The organism is Burkholderia sp. HAN2018, assembly GCF_024704855.1.
GTDB lineage: Bacteria > Pseudomonadota > Gammaproteobacteria > Burkholderiales > Burkholderiaceae > Burkholderia > Burkholderia cepacia.
This window is the reverse complement of sequence record NZ_QOBB01000175.1, coordinates 1-16,104: the sequence shown is the minus strand read 5'-3', so window position 1 is coordinate 16,104 and position 16,104 is coordinate 1. Positions and strand designations below refer to the sequence as shown.

Genomic DNA, 16,104 nt, shown 5'->3' with positions numbered 1-16,104 from the left:
GGGAACGACGCCCGGGCGCCGGCCGCGGCCGGCCCCGATCCGGCGCAAACGCCCGCCCCGCGCGGCTCAAACATCAGAAGGATCGATGGTTCAGCCCTCATTTCAGCTTGCGAAAATGCTCCGACTTGCGGCCCGTTCGCGTTAAACTGCGTCGAGCTGTATTCAACAAAGACATCTTCGCCACTACGGCATCCACGATACGAGGATAGGTTCGATGCGCACTACCGGCTCATCCGGGGCAATGACCCTGCTCACCGAACACGACCCGGCCGACGGCCGCGAATTGCGCTCGCTCCGGCTCGAGGCAACCGGCGACGGCAAAAGCGTGCTGCTGATCGAGATCGACGAACGCAAGCCCGGCATCCATCGCGAAGTCCGCTACGAGATCACGCCGGCCGAACTGATCGCGGCGATCCGCTCGCACGGCGCCGAGCTGCCCGGCGAAAACCACGGCGCCGCGTCGCTCGCCCGCACCTCCTCCTGATTTCGAACGGTGAGCCGCTCGCAGCGCGCCGGCTCACCGCGCCCCTGCCGCCGTCAGGCGCTTTCCGTCATTCCCGCCGTTGTCTTGAAAAAGGCCGATAATCGGCCCATCTGCGTTTCCTGCCCACGCATGTCCTTTTCGGCCAGCCGTCATGCTCCGTGACCTCGTCGCCCAATACGGGCCGCTTCTCGTCTTCGCCAACGTGCTCGCGGCGGCCATCGGCCTGCCGGTGCCCGCGATGCCGACGCTCGTGCTGTTCGGCGCGATGTCCGCGATGCATCCCGAGATGATCGGCTCGCAACTGGTGACGGTGGTGGCGCTGTCGGTGCTCGGCGCATTGATCGGCGACACCGTGTGGTACGTCGCCGGGCGCCGTTACGGCGGCACGACGCTGAAGACGATCTGCCGGCTGTCGCTGTCGCGCGATACCTGCGTGAGAAAGACCGAACGCTTCTTCGGCCGCTACGGCGTGCGCGTGCTCGCGGTCGCGCGCTTCATTCCCGGGTTGTCGCTGGTATCTGTGCCGATGGCCGGTGCGCTCGGCACGCGCTACCGTACGTTCGCCGGCTACGATGCCCTCGGCGCCGCACTGTGGACGATCGTCGGCCTGGTGGCCGGGCTGGTGTTCTACCGGCAGATCGACTGGCTGTTCGCCGGCGCGAGCCGCCTCGGCCGCGCGGTGCTGCTGGTGATCGTCGCGCTGCTCGCCGTGTATGCGGCCATCCGCTGGATGCGCCGCCGCGCGCTGATCCGCCAGCTGGCCAATGCGCGGATCAGCGTCGACGAACTCGACCAGCTGCTGCGCGACACCACCGCGCCCGTCGTGCTCGACGTGCGCTCGCCCGAGCACCGCAAGCTCGACCCGTTCACGATTCCCGGCGCGCAATTCGCCGACGATCGCCAGATCGGCGACATCGTCGCGCGCTATCCGCTCTCGCAGAAGTTCGTCGTGTACTGCTCGTGCCCGAACGAAGTGACGGCGGCCCTGATGGCGAAGCGCCTGCTCGACGCAGGCTTTACCGATGCGCTCGCGCTGCGCGGCGGCCTCGACGCCTGGCGCGATACGGGCCGCCAGCTCACGTCGCTCGTGGAAGACATGCCGGCCGCGAACGATCCGGTCGCGGGGCTGCACAAGCCGGCCTGATCGTTTCGATCGAAAGCCGGCCGTGCGAAGCGGGGGCGCATGCCCCCTTCGATCAGAACGCGTGCAGCGGCAGGTTCACGACCAGGCGGTACTCGGTGTTCGTCGCGTCCGAGTAGTGCGCCGAACCGGCGTGCCACATCGCGATGAACGTGACCTTCGTGTCCTTCAGCTTGCCGCTCTGGAACGTGTACGACGGGATGAAGCCGAACTCGTGGTGACGGCCCTGCACCGGCGCGCCGTTGCTCCAGTAGATGCTCGACTTGCTCGGGTCGAGCGCCGCGCTCGCGCTGCCGTCCGCGCCCCAGCCCGTCACGCCCCAGACCATCGCCTTGAAGCCCGGCAGGCCCGCTTCCTTGCCGTAGAACGTGTAACGCAGCTGCAGCGACTTTTCGTGCGGCGCGTTGTAGTCGACGTCCATCGAGTTGGTCAGGAAGATGCCGTTCGTTTCGTTCAGGTAGTCGAAGAACTGGTCGCCGAGCACCTGCTGGAAGCCGAGCAGCAGCTCGTGCGGGCCGTGCTGCGCGGCCAGCGACAGGCTGTACGCGTTGTTGTTGATCTTGCCTTGCAGCGCATCGCCCGTGTCGTGCGTCGAGTAGACGTTGCCGAAGCCCGTCCACTTGATCGTCTGCGGGCTGCCGATGCTGTGCTTCACCGACGCGTAGTACTGGTGCCACACGTCGTCGGCCTGGTTCGCGTACAGCGCGATTTCGCCGTTCGGCGAGTAATCCCACGTGCCGCCGACGTACGACAGGCGATTGATGCGCGTGCCGCCGTATTGCGTCGTCAGGTTGGTGAGCGTCGTGTGACCGCGCGCGTCGGTCTTCGTGAAGCTGCCGGCCTCGAGCATCACGTTCTTGAATTCATTGCTGACGAGTGTCGCGCCGAGGAACGTCGGCGGCAGCGCACGGTTGTCGTGCTGCTCCATGAACGGGTTGTCGACGGCCTGCAGACCGTACTTGACCACCGTGTTCGAGATGCGCGCCTTCACGTCGTAGATGCCGGGGTAGGCCCATGCGAGCTGGTTGCCGCCACCACCGCCCTTCGCGATGTGCACCATGCTGCCGGCGCCCTGGCCGCCGTCGAGCTTCAGCGCCGCATACAGCGACGCATCGAAGCCGATACCGATCAGGCCCGTCGTATAGCCCGACTCGAAGTTCGCCATCGCGCCCTGGACCCACGCGTGGCGATGCGGGCCGCCCTTGGCGTCGAGCACGTCCGCATAGTTGCGGAACAGGAAGTTGAGGTGGCTGTCGGCAATGAAACCCTTCGACTGCGACTGGGCCGACGGCTCGTCGGGCGGCGTGACGGCCTGGGTCGCTTCGGCGTTGATAACGGCGTTCGGGGTCGTTGCCTGCGCAACGGTCGCGCCCGGTGCGGCCTGGGCGACCGTCAGCGGTGCGGGGGCCGCGTCGTCGGCGTGCGCGACGCCCGTCAGCGAGACACCGGCGAGTGCCGGCAGTCCCCATGCGAGCAGCATTTTCGATGCCGTCCCGATCGTCTTCTGTTTTTTCATCGTAATTCTCGTCTTGTGTTGATATCGTCCACGCCGGCTGCGATCCGCTCCCGGCCCCCCGGCGCGCCCGGTTAAGGACGCGCCTGTACCCACGGCGCGAAGATCGTTCGCGCCGCACCTACCCCTGTTGACCTGCCTTGGTTATGTTTGCTGCGTCACTTCAGCTCACGCCACACCCGCGCGGATGCACGCGACACGCGCTGCCGACCCCTGCCGAACTTCCGGCAGCGGCACGTCCTGCGCGCACGCATCGATCGCGACCGGGCAGCGCGTGCGGAACGCACAGCCGGACGGCGGGTTGAGCGGCGAGGGCATCTCGCCCGCCAGCAGCATCGGGCGGCGAGCACGCTCGCGCGCCGGCTCCGGCGTCGGCGCCGCATCGAGCAGCGCCTTCGTGTACGGGTGTTGAGGGACGCCGTACACGTCATGCCGCGTGCCGAACTCCATCACGCGGCCGAGATACATCACGAGCACACGCTGGCTGATCGCCTTCACCACGGCGAGATCGTGTGCAACGAACAGATAGGACAACGACAGTTCGCGTTGAAGATCGCGCAGCAGGTTCACGATCTGCGCCTGGATCGACACGTCGAGCGCCGATACGGGTTCGTCGCAGATCACGAGCTTCGGCTCGCTGATCAGCGCGCGCGCGATGCCGACGCGCTGGCACTGCCCGCCGGAAAATTCATGCGGATAACGCAGCAGGTGATGCGCGTTCAGGCCGACGCGTTCGAGCATCGTGACCACGCGGCGGCGCACCTCGGTGCGGCCGAGGCCGGCCTGGTGCGTGACGAGCGGCTCCGCGACGACCTGTTCGATCGTCATGCGCGGATCGAGCGACGCGAGCGGATCCTGGAAGATCATCTGCACTTCGCGCCGCATCGCGGTGCCGCGCAGGTGATCGGGCGCCACGGCTTCGCCGCGCCATTTCACGGCGCCGGCCGTCATCGGCACGAGCCCGATCAGCGCACGCGCGAGCGTCGACTTCCCGCAGCCCGATTCGCCGACGAGCCCGACGGTCTCGCCGCGCTTCACGTCGAACGACACGCCGTCGACGGCGCGCAGCGTGCCCTTCGGCGACCACGGATAGCCGCCGAGCGGCACGCGGAAATGCACTTTCAGCCCATCGACGGACAGCAGCGTGTCGTCCGTCGCGCCGGTATTGCGGCGTTCATCGACGCTCATCGCAGACCTCCCGTCATATCGGCCACGGGCCGGTGGCACGCGCGCACCGCGCCCACGGCGCCATAGGTTTCGAGCGCGGGGCGCGCCGCGCCGCAGCGTTCTTCCGCGTACGTGCAGCGCTTCGCGAACGCGCAGCCGGCCGGCGCGGTGCCGGGCATCGGCGGATTGCCGGGAATCGCGACGAGCGGCGCATCGTCCGCGTCGGTCAGGCGCGGCAGCGCGTTGAGCAGGCCGATCGTGTACGGATGCGACGGCGCCGCGAAAATCGATTCGGCCGGCGCGTATTCGACGGTGCGGCCCGCATACATGACCATCACGTCGTCCGCGAGGCCCGCGACCACGCCCATGTCGTGCGTGATCAGCACGATCGCCGTGCCGCGCTCGCGGTTCAGCTCGCGCAGCAGGTCGATGATCTGCGCCTGCACGGTCACGTCGAGCGCGGTGGTCGGCTCGTCGGCGATCAGGATCTCCGGCTCGGACAGCAGCGCCATCGCGATCATCACGCGCTGGCGCATCCCGCCCGAGAACTCGTGCGGGTACATGCGGATGCGGCGCGCCGCGTCCGGGATACGCACCGATTCGAGCGCCTCGATCGCGCGCTTCGTGGCTTCCCTGCGCGACAGCTTGCGATGCAGCTGCAGCGTCTCGGTCATCTGCCGCTCGATCGTCAGGAACGGATTGAGCGACGTCATCGGGTCCTGGAAAATCATCGCGATCCGGTCGCCGCGCACCTTGTTCAGCGCGCGCGCATCCATCTCGAGCAGGTTGTCGCCGCGATAGCGCGCGGCGCCCGTCGTCGTGCCGTTGCCCGCCAGCAGGCCGAGCAGCGCCATCACGGTCTGGCTCTTGCCCGAGCCCGATTCGCCGACGATGCCGAGCGTCTTGCCGGCTTCGAGCGAGAACGACACGCCGCTCACGGCGTCGACCGGCGGCGCGTCCTTGCGCGTGAAGCGCACGCCGAGGTTGTCTACTTCCAGCAGTGCACCCATTTCAGCGATCCTTCGGGTCGAGCGCGTCACGCAGGCCATCGCCGACGAAGTTCACGCAGTAGAGCGTCACGCACAGCATGACGGCCGGGGCCAGCAGCAGCCACGGCATCGATTCCAGTTTCTGCGCGCCGTCCTGGATCAGCACGCCCCAGCTCGTCATCGGTTCCTGCACGCCGAGGCCGAGGAACGACAGCACCGATTCGGTCAGCACGATGCCCGGCACCGAGACCGTCGCGTACACGACGACCACGCCGAGCAGGTTCGGCACCACGTGGCGCCGCACGATCGTGGCCGGCGACACGCCGATCGCGCGCGCCGCGTCGACGAACTCGCGGCTGCGCAGCGACAGCGTCTGGCCGCGCACGACACGCGCCATGTCGATCCACGAGAACGCGCTGATGGTCAGCACGACCAGCATGAACGAGCGGCCGAACAGGGTCATCATCAGGATCGCGATCAGCAGGTACGGGATCGCGTACATCATGTCGACGACGCGCATCATCACGGCATCGGTGCGGCCGCCCGCGAAGCCCGCGGTCGCACCCCACGCGACGCCGAACAGGCCCGACACGAGCGTGCCGAGCAAGCCGACCTCGATCGACACGCGTCCGCCGATCAGCGTGCGCACGAGCAGGTCGCGGCCGAGCTCGTCGGTACCGAACCAGTGCTGGTTGGCCCAGGTCGGCGGCAGGCTGATCGCGCCCCAGTCGCTCGCGGCCGGGTCGGCGGTCAGCAGCCACGGGCCGACGAAACACGCGATCGTGATCAGCGCGAGCAGCACGAGGCTGAACACGGCCGCACGGTTGTGAAGGAAGCGCGCCATGGCAAGCGCGAGCGGCGAGCGCGAACGCGGCGGCGTGTCGGTCTGCACAGGCAGGCCGACGACGGGAGTAGTCGGAGTCATCGCGGTGCCTCGCTCAATAACGGATGCGCGGATCGAGCCACGCGTACGCGAGGTCGACCAGCAGGTTGAACAGCACGGCGCAGACGGTGGTCAGCACGACGAGGCCGAGCACGAGCGTGTAGTCGCGGTTGATCGCACCGTTCACGACGAGCTGGCCGAGGCCCGGCAGCGCGAACACCGATTCGGTGACGACGGCCGCGGTGATCGACGAGATGCAGACCGTGCCGACCAGCGACACGACCGGCATCAGCGCGGGCTTCAGCGCGTGGCGCAGCACGATCGTCGAGCCCGGCAGGCCCTTCGCGCGCGCGGTGCGGATGTAGTTGCTCGACAGCGTCTCGATCATCGAGCCGCGCATCACGCGCGCGAGCAGCGACATGTTGATGAAGGTCAGCAGCACGATCGGCAGCAGCCGGTACTGCCAGCCGCCGTCGCCCCAGCCGCCCGCCGGCAGCCAGCCGTTACCGGCCGACGTCTTCAGCAGGATCGCGAAGATCCACACGAGCACGGGGCCGAGCACGAACGGCGGCACGACGTTGCCGACGTTGCCGATCAGCATCACGATGCGGTCGATGAAGCTGTCGCGGCGCACGGCCGCGACGGTGCCGAGCAGCACGCCGAGCCCGATCGAGATCGGGATCGACAGGCCGCCCACGCCGAGGCTCACCGGCAGCGCCTTGCGCACCAGGTCGTTCACGGACCAGTCGACGTAACGGAACGACGGACCGAGATCGCCGTGCAGCAGCGCGTTCAGGTACATCAGGTACTGCTTCCACAGCGGCTGGTCGAGGTGATACTTCGCGTTCAGGTTCGCGAGCGTCGCCGCGGACAGCTGCTTTTCCGTATCGAACGGGCCACCGGGCGTCAGGTGCAGCAGCAGGTAGCAGACGGTGACGACCGCGAGGATCGTCGGCACCGCCCACAACGTACGCCTCAATGCGTAGGCCAGCATGATCGCTCCGCTCAGTGCTTGATCACGTACATGTCCTGCGACGCACGCATGTCGATCACGTTCTTCAGCGAGTAGCCACCGACGTACGGCTTCACGAGACGGTCGGCCGAGTACTGGAACAGCGGCACCATCGGCGTGTCGTTCAGTGCGAGATCGTGTGCCTGCGTGAGCAGCGTGGCACGCGCCTTGTCGTCGAGCTTCTGGTTGCCTTCGTCGACGAGTGCATCTACCTGCTTGTTGCAGTAGCCGACGGTGTTCTGCGCGCTGCCGCAACGCAGCAGGTCGAAGAACGTCATCGCGTCGTTGTAGTCGGCGAACCAGCCGTCGCGCGCGATCTGCACCTTGCCGTCATGGCGCTGCTTCATCAGCACCTTGAACTCGACGTTCTCGAGCTTCGTGTTGATGCCGAGCTTGGTACGCCATTCGGACGCCGCGAACAGCGCGACCTTCTTGTGCAGGTCGTTGGTGTTGTAGGTCAGCGTGAACGACAGCGGCTTCGCGTCCGAATAGCCGGCCTGCTTCAGCAGGTCCTTCGCGGTCGAGACACGCTTGGCCATCGGCCACGACGCCCAGTCCGGCGTGAACGGCTGCACGCCCTTCGTGCCGTTCGGCATCAGGCCGTACATCGGCTTCTCGCCGGCCTGCGTGAGCTTCTGGGTCAGCACGTCGCGATCGAGCACCATCGATAGCGCCTGGCGCACGCGCTTGTCCTTCAGTGCCGGATCGCTGTTGTTCAGGTAGTAGTAGTACGTCGCGAGCTGCAGGCCCTGGCGCAGTTCGCCGCCGAACTGCTTGCTGACCTGCTGGAAGATCCCCGACGGGATCGAGTAGCTGTAGTCGATCTGGCCGGCCTGGTACATGCGCATCGCCGTCTCGTCGCTCTCGATCGGCAGGTACGTGACCTTGTTGATCACGACCTTCGGCGCATTCCAGTATTTCGCATCCTTCGAGATCACGATGCGGTTGTTCGGCTGCCAGTCGACGAGCTGGTAGGCGCCGTTGCTGACGATGTTGCCCGGGCGCGTCCATGCATCGCCGAGCTTCGTCACCGTGTCCTTGTTCACCGGTGCCAGCGGCACCATCGCGGTGAGCTCGGGGAAGAACGCGACCGGCACGTCGGTCGTCACTTCCAGCGTGTACGGGTCGACGGCGCGCACGCCGAGCGTCGACGGCGCGGCCTTGCCCGCGATGATGTCCTTCGAGTTCTTCACGAACTCGACGAGGATCGTGTACTTCGAGCCCGTCTTCGGATCGACGAGGCGCTGCCATGCATAGACGAAATCGGCGGCCGTCACCGGCTGGCCGTTGCTCCACTTCGCGTCGCGGCGAAGCTTGAAGATCCACGTCGTCGGCGTCTTGCGTTCCCACGACAGCGCGACACCCGGCACGACCTGGCCGGCTGCGTCGATGCGCGCCAGCCCTTCGAACAGGTCGAGGCCGATCGTGTTGCCGGTCCACGATTCGATGTGCGCCGGGTCGAGCGACTCGACTTCGGCAGGCACCTGGCGCGTCAGGTCCTGTTGAGGAGCGAGCGCGACGTTCGACGGAACGGAAACGGCGTGGGCGACAGGCGTCAGGGCGAGCGCGGCCAGCACGGCCGACATGGCATGCAAGGATTTCATCGTGGCAGTCTTGAGAAGGGTTGTTCGGTGAGCGTCGCGCGGCGGATGCCGCGGCTTACGCGTGAGACGCTGACGGGCGCAGCGATTGAGGAGGCCCGTGATTCTCGTATTGCATTTTAGTATTCCTTACGTTTCTTTCGACAGGTATTCCGTCTTCGAAACGAAGGAATACCTGTGCGTTAGAACAGCCTCGGCGTACCGACCCAGACCACCACCGACTCGATCTTCGCGGTGTTGACCCAGCTGTGCGGGACCGTCGACTGATAGTGCGAACTGTCACCGGCCTGCAGGACGAACGTCTTGCCTTCCAGCGTCAGCGACACTTCCCCTTCAATCACATACAGGAACTCCTCTCCTGCATGTGTCGTCACCTCAGACCGCTTCTGCCCCGGCGGCATCCTCACGAGGATCGCCTCCAGCTGGCGCCCTTCGGACACGTTCGTCAGCCTCGCGAACAGGTTCGCCGAATCGGCAAACCCGAAGAAGCGCAGCTGCTCGCCTCGGCAGACCGAGCGTTCCTCGCTCGGCGTATCCACGAAGTACTGCACCGTCACACCGAGCGCGTGCGCGATACCGGCCAACGATGTCAGCGACGGCGACGCGAGCCCGCGTTCGACTTGAGACAGAAACGGCTTCGAAATCCCCGCGGCGGTAGCGGTGTCGTCGAGCGTGCGCTTGAGTCGTTGGCGCAACGCGCGAATCTTGCTGCCCAGAGCGGCGGCAGCATCTGCGGACCGCGAGTTTTCAGTGGGGGGAACCATAGCAGGCCGAAAAGTGATCGTCAAAAAATGTTTGATGGAAAATAACTAAGTTAGAACGATATAGCTTAGTCTTCGGGTTCGCACCCGTCTTCGGTGTTGAGCCCGGTGCACTAAACGGGACACGAAGCGAGCGAAACGACGCGCTATCTTGCCAGACTCGCCGGCTTCACAGGCAAGCTGCAAGCGGCTCTCCGGGAATATTCGGAGAGCCGGCATGAAAGCTTACAAGTAAATGATGAGACGAATGTTCCTGAAAGCTACTGCCACATTAGGAGTTTCCCTAAGTGGCGGATACCAGACGCACCGGACCGGCAGCCGTTACCATGCGCGCGCCGGTCGGGGCCCTTCCCCGCCACACCAGGCGGAGTCAGGCCCCGGCCCGGGCTAACCGCCCGACTGTTCCATCGCCAGCGCAAAGCTTACCCGGCCCATTGTGCATCGGCGCCAGTTCGACCCCAAGACGACGCGCGATCCGTGCCGTCCGTTTCAAACGAGATTGATGATGCAACCACCTGTTTCACAAACCCGATCGTTCACGACGGTCTTCCTCATCGAAATGTGGGAGCGTTTCGGCTACTACGGCATGGCCGCGCTCCTGGTCCTCTTCATGGTCGACCGGCTCGGTTTCACCGACAGCCATGCGAACCTGACCTGGGGTGCGTTTACCGCACTCGTCTATGCCGCGCCGTCGATCGGCGGCTGGATCGGCGACAAGGTGCTCGGCGCCCGCCGCACGATGATCATCGGCGCGTCCGTGCTCTGCGCCGGCTACCTGATGCTGTCGGTACCGAACGACCAGCTGACGTACATGTACGCGTCGCTCGGCGTGATCGTCGTCGGCAACGGCCTGTTCAAGGCCAACGCGGCGAACCTCGTGCGCCGCATCTATGAAGGCGACGACGCGCGCATCGACAGCGCGTTCACGATCTACTACATGGCGGTCAACATCGGCTCGACGGTGTCGATGCTCGCGACGCCGTGGATCAAGGATCACTGGGGCTGGCACACCGCGTTCGCGGTCTGCTGCGGCGGCATGCTGCTCGCGATCCTCAACTTCATGCTGATGCATCGCACGCTCGCACACGTCGGCTCGCTGCCCGACGACCAGCCGATCCGCTGGAAGCGCCTCGGCGCGGTCGCCCTGGGCGGTGTCGGGCTCGCGCTGGTCACGCTGTACGTGCTGCAGCACAAGCAGCTCGCCGTCGCCAGCGTGTGGACGGCGGCGTTCGCGATCCTCGCGATCTTCGCGTACATGATCGCGAAATCGGAGCGCTCGGAGCGCGCCGGCCTGATCGCGGCGCTCGTGCTGATCGGCCAGGTGATCCTGTTCTTCATCTTCTACGTGCAGATGTCGACGTCGCTGACGCTGTTCGCGCTGCGCAACGTCGATCCGCGCTTCATGCTGTTCGGCACGACGCTGTTCACGTGGAGCGCCGCGCAGTTCCAGGCGCTGAACCCGATCTGGATCATGCTGCTCAGCCCGGTGCTCGTGTGGGTCTACAACGCCGTCGCGAAGGGCGGCCGTGACCTGCCGGTCGCCGCGAAGTACGCGCTCGGCTTCGGCGCAGTGGCCGCAGGCTACCTGGTGTTCACGATCAGCGGCCGCTTTGCGGTGGACGGCCGCGTGTCGTCGTGGTTCATGGTGTGGGGCTACGGCCTCTACTCGCTCGGCGAACTGCTGGTGAGCGGCCTCGGCCTCGCGATGATCGCCCGCTACGTGCCGGCACGCATGAGCGGCTTCATGATGGGTGCGTACTTCGTCGCGACGGGCGTGTCGCAGTATCTGGGCAGCGTCGTCGCGAACTTCGCGCAGATGCCGTCGCACGAACTGCCGGCCACCGAATCGCTGCCGCTCTACCTGTCGCTGTTCGAGAAGCTCGGCTGGCTCGCCGCGATCGGCATGCTGCTCGCGCTGCTGCTGCTGCCGCTGATGAACCGCCTGTCGCGCCAGCACCAACGTTGTGCGGAAGAGCGCCGCGAGGAATCGCTGCAGGCGCAGGGTGCCGCCACGGCCCAGTAAGGACTATCCCTCGGCGTGCGGCCTGCACGCCACATTCTCCCGCCGGTTGCGCGATTGCGTCCTACACTGGTTGCAAAGCAGTGCATCCGCCGCGATGCGCGCTGGCGGGAGAAGACCATGAAAAGCAAGACCACGAGGCTCCTCCGGATCCTCTCGGACATCCGGTACGCGCAGCGATGCACTGCACTGCGCGCCGCCCGGGCAGCAGCCGAAGCCGACGCGGTACTCGCGGAACGCGACGATCCGGCGCCCGACGAGCGCGACGACGCCGAATCCGACGACCCCACCGCCGTTCCCCGCTCCCGTATCGGCTCACCTCACTGACGCCGCGCCGCACGTTCCGTGCCGCCCGCGCCGCTCACGCGGCCGCACCGCGCCACCGCGCGATCCACGTTCCCGAACCGGCCACGGCCATCATCAGCCCGAGCGCGCACGCGTCGGCCACGAGGCCCACGCCGACGTGCCGCAGGTCGGCACTGCCCACGACCGGATGCAGGAGCGAATCGATGACGAGCGAGATCGCCGCGCCCGCGACGAAGCAGATCAGCCCGCGCTGGCCCACGGCCACGACCGGCCGCACGCCCTGCGCGATCCGCGCGATCCAGCCGAAGCGCACGCAATCGGCCATCAGCCACGCGATGGCCGCGAAGCTCACGACGCGCGGCAGCGCGAGATCGCGCTTGAACACGCCTTCCGGCAGCGGCAGCCCCGAGAACAGCTTGTAGCTCGCGCAGCCGAGCACGACCGCGCAGGCCAGCCCGGTCGCCGCGGCCCCCCAGCGGCCGAGCGCGATGCGCCGGTAGAACGGCTGGCAGCGCGCGAGCACGCCGGCGACGAACATCAGTTGCCACGCGAACGGATTGAAACTCCAGCGGAATCCGTCGGTGTCCAGCAGCTCGGGGCCGAGCCAGCCCGCCGCGATCCACGACGCAATGCCGAGCGCGACGAGCAGCCATGGATGCCGGCGCGCGAACGGCACGAGCACCGGCGACGCGAGCGCGAACAGCACGTACATCGGCAGCACCGACGCGAGATAAGGCTGGCGCTGGAACGTCAGCAGTTCGGCCAGGCCCGTGAGCGGCGAGGCGAGCATCACGCTGACGTCGTCGAGCGCGAGGTTCGGCGCATCGATCCCGTAATGGTCGAGCACGGCCGACACGACGAGCATCAGCGTCGAGGTCGCGAGAAACGCGCGGTAGATCTGCATCGCGCGGCGCACGAACCGCCGTTGCGCGGCGCGCGCGCCGTGCCGTTCGGCGATCGCGCCATAGGCGCTCGCGGTCGCGAAACCGCCGAGAAAGACGAAGACCTCGGCCGCGTCGCACAGCGCGAACGCGTGCAGCGTGACGCGCGACAGCACGCTCGCGCCGATGTGATCGACGACGATCATCAACAGCACGATGCCGCGGAAGAAATCGACTTCGATCAGGCGGCCGCCGCGCGGCGGCCGAGCGGTGGCGGGCGGCACGCTCAACGACATGAGCGCACCCGCACGACGGCGGTGCGGCACGCACCGGGGAATGGATCGGGAAGAAGAAGGCGCGCGGGATCAGCCGCGATACGCGTATGCCCGCATCGCGCCAACCCGGCCGGCCAGGCACGGAGAGGACCGTTCATTGAAAGGCTGCATACGAAGGGAAGTCGGTGAGGCCAGTCTAGTAGCCGATCAGGAGAGACCCTAAGTAACAAAGTGCAACCGAATCTTCTGTTCGATTACACGCGCGAGCCTTGTGATGCGAAGCAGGCAGCGTCGACAGATTCGCGCCAGCGCGACGCCAGTTTGCGGTCAGCATCGACGGGTTCGACCGCCGGGCGATGCCGATACCGATGCGATCTACGCCACGTTCCGCGCCGCCGCCGCATCGCGATCGACGCCTATCCGCGTGCCTATCCGCGCGCGGGCAGGCGCCGCATCAGCATGGCGCTGTGCCACGCGGTCAGCGCAACGGCGACCCAGATCGGCCCGTACGTCGCGAGCTTCGCGACGCTCAGCGTTTCGCCGAGCAGCAACAGCGACACCGCGACGAGCAGCACGGGCTCGACGTAGCCGAGAATTCCGAACAGGGCCATCGGCAGCATCCGGCTGGCCTTCAGGTAGCTCGCGAGCGCGAGCGTGCTCAGCACGCCGAGCCCCGGCAGCAGCGCGGCCCACAGCACGGGATGGCCGGCCACGCGCGTCGCGCTCGTCGCGACCATCGCGAACGCGACCGGGCACAGCAGCACGATCTCGACCGCGAACGCGGCGAGCGAATCGGCGTTGATCCGCCGGCGCAGCACGAAATACGGCGGATAACCGAGCGCGACGACGAGCGTCGGCCACGCGAACGCGCGCGTCGCCCACACTTCGTGCGCGACGCCGAGCGCGGCGCACGCGACCGCCGTCCATTGCAGCGGATCGAGCCGTTCGTGATAGTAGAAGCGGCCGACAAGCACCATCGTCAGCGGCAACAGGAAATAGCCGAGCGACACTTCGAGCATGCGCCCGTGCAGCGGCGCCCACAGGAACAGCCACAACTGCAATCCGAGCAGCGCGGCGCTCACGGGCACCGCGATCAGCAGGCGCCAGTCGCGCACGCTGCGCCGAAGGAGGTCGACGAGCGCCGGCCAACGGCCGCGCAGCGCGATCAGCGCGAGCGCGCCCGGTGCGGTCCACAACACGCGCCACGCGAAGATGTCGAGCCCCGTGAGCGGCGCGAGCAGTTTCGCGTAGGCGGACATCAGCGCGAACAGCGTCGATGCCGCCACCGACAGCATGAGGCCGCGCCCGGCCTCCGGATACCCCGTCATGATCGTTCCGTGCCGCTTACTGCTGCTGGAAGCGCTCGAAGCGCTTCTCGGTCCGGCGTTCCTCGAACGTCACCTCGGTCACGCGCGCGGCCGGCGGCCCGTGACGCAGCCACGCGAGCATCCGGTCGATCTGCGCGCCGGGGCCCTGGATCATCGCTTCGACGGTGCCGTCCTCGAGATTCGCGACCCAGCCGCGCAGCTTCAGCGCATGCGCCTCGCGCACCGTCGCATGCCGGAAGCCGACGCCCTGCACGACGCCGCGCACCCGTACGTAGTAGGTCTCGATCCGTTCGTCCAGTTCATTGCGGCTCATCGCGTCGTCCTCCCGTTGCGTTCAAGCCCGGCATTGTAGTCGCGTCGGCCGCTTCGTACATGCCCGCACCCGACGCGGCCTTGCGTCGCCGCGCGCGCCGACCACGTACAATCTCGCCGACGCTCAACCGCCGCGCCGCCCGCGCGCGGCCCTGAAGGAAACGCATGACTGATACCTCCCGCGATCTCGTTCTCGTCACCGGCGCGTCCGGTTTCGTCGGCTCGGCCGTCGCGCGCATCGCGCAGCAGAAAGGCTATGCGGTGCGCGTGCTCGTGCGCCCGACCAGCCCGCGCACGAACGTGGCGGATCTCGACGCCGAGATCGTCACCGGCGACATGCGCGACGAGGCGTCGATGCGCGCCGCGCTGCGCGGCGTGCGCTACCTGCTGCATGTCGCGGCCGACTACCGGCTGTGGGCGCCCGATCCCGACGAGATCGAGCGCGCGAACCTCGAGGGGGCGGTCGCGACGATGCGCGCGGCACGCGCGGAAGGCGTCGAGCGGATCGTCTACACGAGCAGTGTCGCGACGCTGAAGGTGACGAGTGCCGGCGACCCGTCCGACGAAAACCGGCCGCTCACGGCGGAGCAGGCGATCGGCGTCTACAAGCGCAGCAAGGTGCTCGCGGAACGCGCGGTCGAACGGATGATCGCCGACGAAGGGCTGCCGGCCGTGATCGTCAATCCGTCGACGCCGATCGGCCCGCGCGACGTGAAGCCGACGCCGACCGGCCGCATCATCGTCGAGGCCGCGCTCGGCAAGATTCCGGCGTTCGTCGACACGGGGCTGAACCTCGTGCACGTCGACGACGTCGCGCACGGCCACTTCCTCGCGCTCGAGCGCGGCCGGATCGGCGAGCGCTACATCCTCGGCGGCGAGAACCTGCCGCTGCAGCAGATGCTCGCCGACATCGCGCAGATGACGGGCCGCAAGGCGCCGACGATCGCGCTGCCGCGCTGGCCGCTCTATCCGCTCGCAGTCGGCGCGGAAGCGGTCGCGAAGTTCACGAAGAAGGAGCCGTTCGTCACCGTGGACGGGCTGCGGATGTCGAAGAACAAGATGTATTTCACGTCCGCGAAGGCCGAGCGCGAGCTCGGCTACCGTGCGCGCCCGTACCGCGAAGGGCTGCGCGATGCGCTCGACTGGTTCGGCTCCGCAGGCTACCTGAAGTAACACAAAGCGGCGTACTTCACGCCGCTTTGCGCACTTTGTTACACGTCGCGCACGGCCCGGCACCGGCGCAGCGGTTAAAATCGCGGGTCTTACGCAGAGAAGACACGCATGAACCTGAACGATCAGATCGCTTCGCTCACCGTGGGCGTCGATCAGCTCCTCCACGATCACCACGCCGCGCAACAGGCGGCCCGCAGCGCGGAAGCCTTCGCGCGCGCCGCAGCAGCGGAAGCCCGGGCCGCGGCAGAGCGTCACGCC

Annotated in this window: 15 protein-coding genes and 1 pseudogene; 6 read left to right on the top strand and 10 right to left on the bottom strand. The window is 67.2% G+C overall.

The window, feature by feature from the left end; genetic code table 11:
- Window positions 1-214: 214 nt before the first annotated feature.
- Together DPV74_RS30635 and DPV74_RS30630 are read left to right on the top strand one after the other, a co-directional pair.
- On the top strand, window positions 215-484 hold the full coding sequence (locus tag DPV74_RS30635) for a hypothetical protein (RefSeq protein ID WP_011353737.1): 270 nt from the start codon (window positions 215-217) through the stop codon (window positions 482-484).
- Between the two features lie 151 nt (window positions 485-635).
- Window positions 636-1,628 carry a DedA family protein/thiosulfate sulfurtransferase GlpE gene (locus tag DPV74_RS30630; RefSeq protein ID WP_027790320.1) on the top strand — a complete coding sequence of 331 codons (993 nt, stop codon included), beginning with the start codon at window positions 636-638 and terminating at the stop codon, window positions 1,626-1,628.
- A gap of 52 nt (window positions 1,629-1,680) precedes the next feature.
- Here the strand turns inward: DPV74_RS30630 and DPV74_RS30625 are convergent, their stop codons facing one another.
- The 7 genes from DPV74_RS30625 to DPV74_RS30595 form a co-directional block, all read right to left on the bottom strand.
- The gene (locus DPV74_RS30625; protein ID WP_059688057.1) at window positions 1,681-3,141 is read right to left on the bottom strand and encodes an OprD family porin; all 1,461 of its coding nucleotides are present in this window, start codon (window positions 3,139-3,141) and stop codon (window positions 1,681-1,683) included.
- A 165-nt stretch (window positions 3,142-3,306) separates the two neighbouring features.
- Window positions 3,307-4,326, bottom strand: coding sequence for an ABC transporter ATP-binding protein (locus DPV74_RS30620; RefSeq protein WP_021162449.1), 1,020 nt, complete (start codon window positions 4,324-4,326; stop codon window positions 3,307-3,309).
- Window positions 4,323-5,315, bottom strand: a complete 993-nt coding sequence (locus DPV74_RS30615; RefSeq protein WP_021162450.1) for an ABC transporter ATP-binding protein — start codon at window positions 5,313-5,315, stop codon at window positions 4,323-4,325. Before DPV74_RS30615 ends, DPV74_RS30620 begins: the two co-directional genes overlap by 4 nt.
- Before the next feature lies 1 nt (window position 5,316).
- Window positions 5,317-6,219: an ABC transporter permease gene (locus DPV74_RS30610; protein WP_027790318.1), complete on the bottom strand. Its 903-nt coding sequence runs from the start codon at window positions 6,217-6,219 to the stop codon at window positions 5,317-5,319.
- A gap of 13 nt (window positions 6,220-6,232) precedes the next feature.
- Window positions 6,233-7,171 (bottom strand): ABC transporter permease subunit, encoded by a 939-nt coding sequence (locus DPV74_RS30605; RefSeq protein ID WP_021162452.1) that lies wholly within the window; start codon window positions 7,169-7,171, stop codon window positions 6,233-6,235.
- Between the two features lie 11 nt (window positions 7,172-7,182).
- The gene (locus DPV74_RS30600) at window positions 7,183-8,793 is read right to left on the bottom strand and encodes a peptide ABC transporter substrate-binding protein (RefSeq protein WP_027790316.1); all 1,611 of its coding nucleotides are present in this window, start codon (window positions 8,791-8,793) and stop codon (window positions 7,183-7,185) included.
- A gap of 179 nt (window positions 8,794-8,972) precedes the next feature.
- The gene (locus DPV74_RS30595) at window positions 8,973-9,554 is read right to left on the bottom strand and encodes a cupin domain-containing protein (protein WP_021162455.1); all 582 of its coding nucleotides are present in this window, start codon (window positions 9,552-9,554) and stop codon (window positions 8,973-8,975) included.
- Window positions 9,555-10,053: 499 nt separating this feature from the next.
- Here DPV74_RS30595 and DPV74_RS30590 point away from each other — a divergent pair, with 499 nt between their 5' ends.
- Together DPV74_RS30590 and DPV74_RS30585 are read left to right on the top strand one after the other, a co-directional pair.
- Window positions 10,054-11,574, top strand: coding sequence for a peptide MFS transporter (locus tag DPV74_RS30590; RefSeq protein ID WP_027790315.1), 1,521 nt, complete (start codon window positions 10,054-10,056; stop codon window positions 11,572-11,574).
- A gap of 117 nt (window positions 11,575-11,691) precedes the next feature.
- Window positions 11,692-11,898, top strand: coding sequence for a hypothetical protein (locus DPV74_RS30585; RefSeq protein ID WP_027790314.1), 207 nt, complete (start codon window positions 11,692-11,694; stop codon window positions 11,896-11,898).
- Window positions 11,899-11,932: 34 nt separating this feature from the next.
- Here the strand turns inward: DPV74_RS30585 and DPV74_RS30580 are convergent, their stop codons facing one another.
- From DPV74_RS30580 to DPV74_RS30570, 3 genes are all read right to left on the bottom strand, one after another.
- On the bottom strand, window positions 11,933-13,054 hold the full coding sequence (locus DPV74_RS30580) for an OpgC domain-containing protein (protein WP_060194191.1): 1,122 nt from the start codon (window positions 13,052-13,054) through the stop codon (window positions 11,933-11,935).
- Window positions 13,055-13,461: 407 nt separating this feature from the next.
- The gene (gene rarD, locus DPV74_RS30575) at window positions 13,462-14,361 is read right to left on the bottom strand and encodes an EamA family transporter RarD (protein WP_119338551.1); all 900 of its coding nucleotides are present in this window, start codon (window positions 14,359-14,361) and stop codon (window positions 13,462-13,464) included.
- 16 nt (window positions 14,362-14,377) lie between these two features.
- On the bottom strand, window positions 14,378-14,674 hold the full coding sequence (locus tag DPV74_RS30570) for an acylphosphatase (protein WP_006480292.1): 297 nt from the start codon (window positions 14,672-14,674) through the stop codon (window positions 14,378-14,380).
- A gap of 164 nt (window positions 14,675-14,838) precedes the next feature.
- Between DPV74_RS30570 and hpnA the strand changes: the two genes are divergently transcribed.
- Window positions 14,839-15,846: a hopanoid-associated sugar epimerase gene (gene hpnA, locus DPV74_RS30565; RefSeq protein ID WP_011353724.1), complete on the top strand. Its 1,008-nt coding sequence runs from the start codon at window positions 14,839-14,841 to the stop codon at window positions 15,844-15,846.
- A gap of 108 nt (window positions 15,847-15,954) precedes the next feature.
- Window positions 15,955-16,104, top strand: a pseudogene (locus DPV74_RS30560) (phage tail protein); the annotation flags it as partial.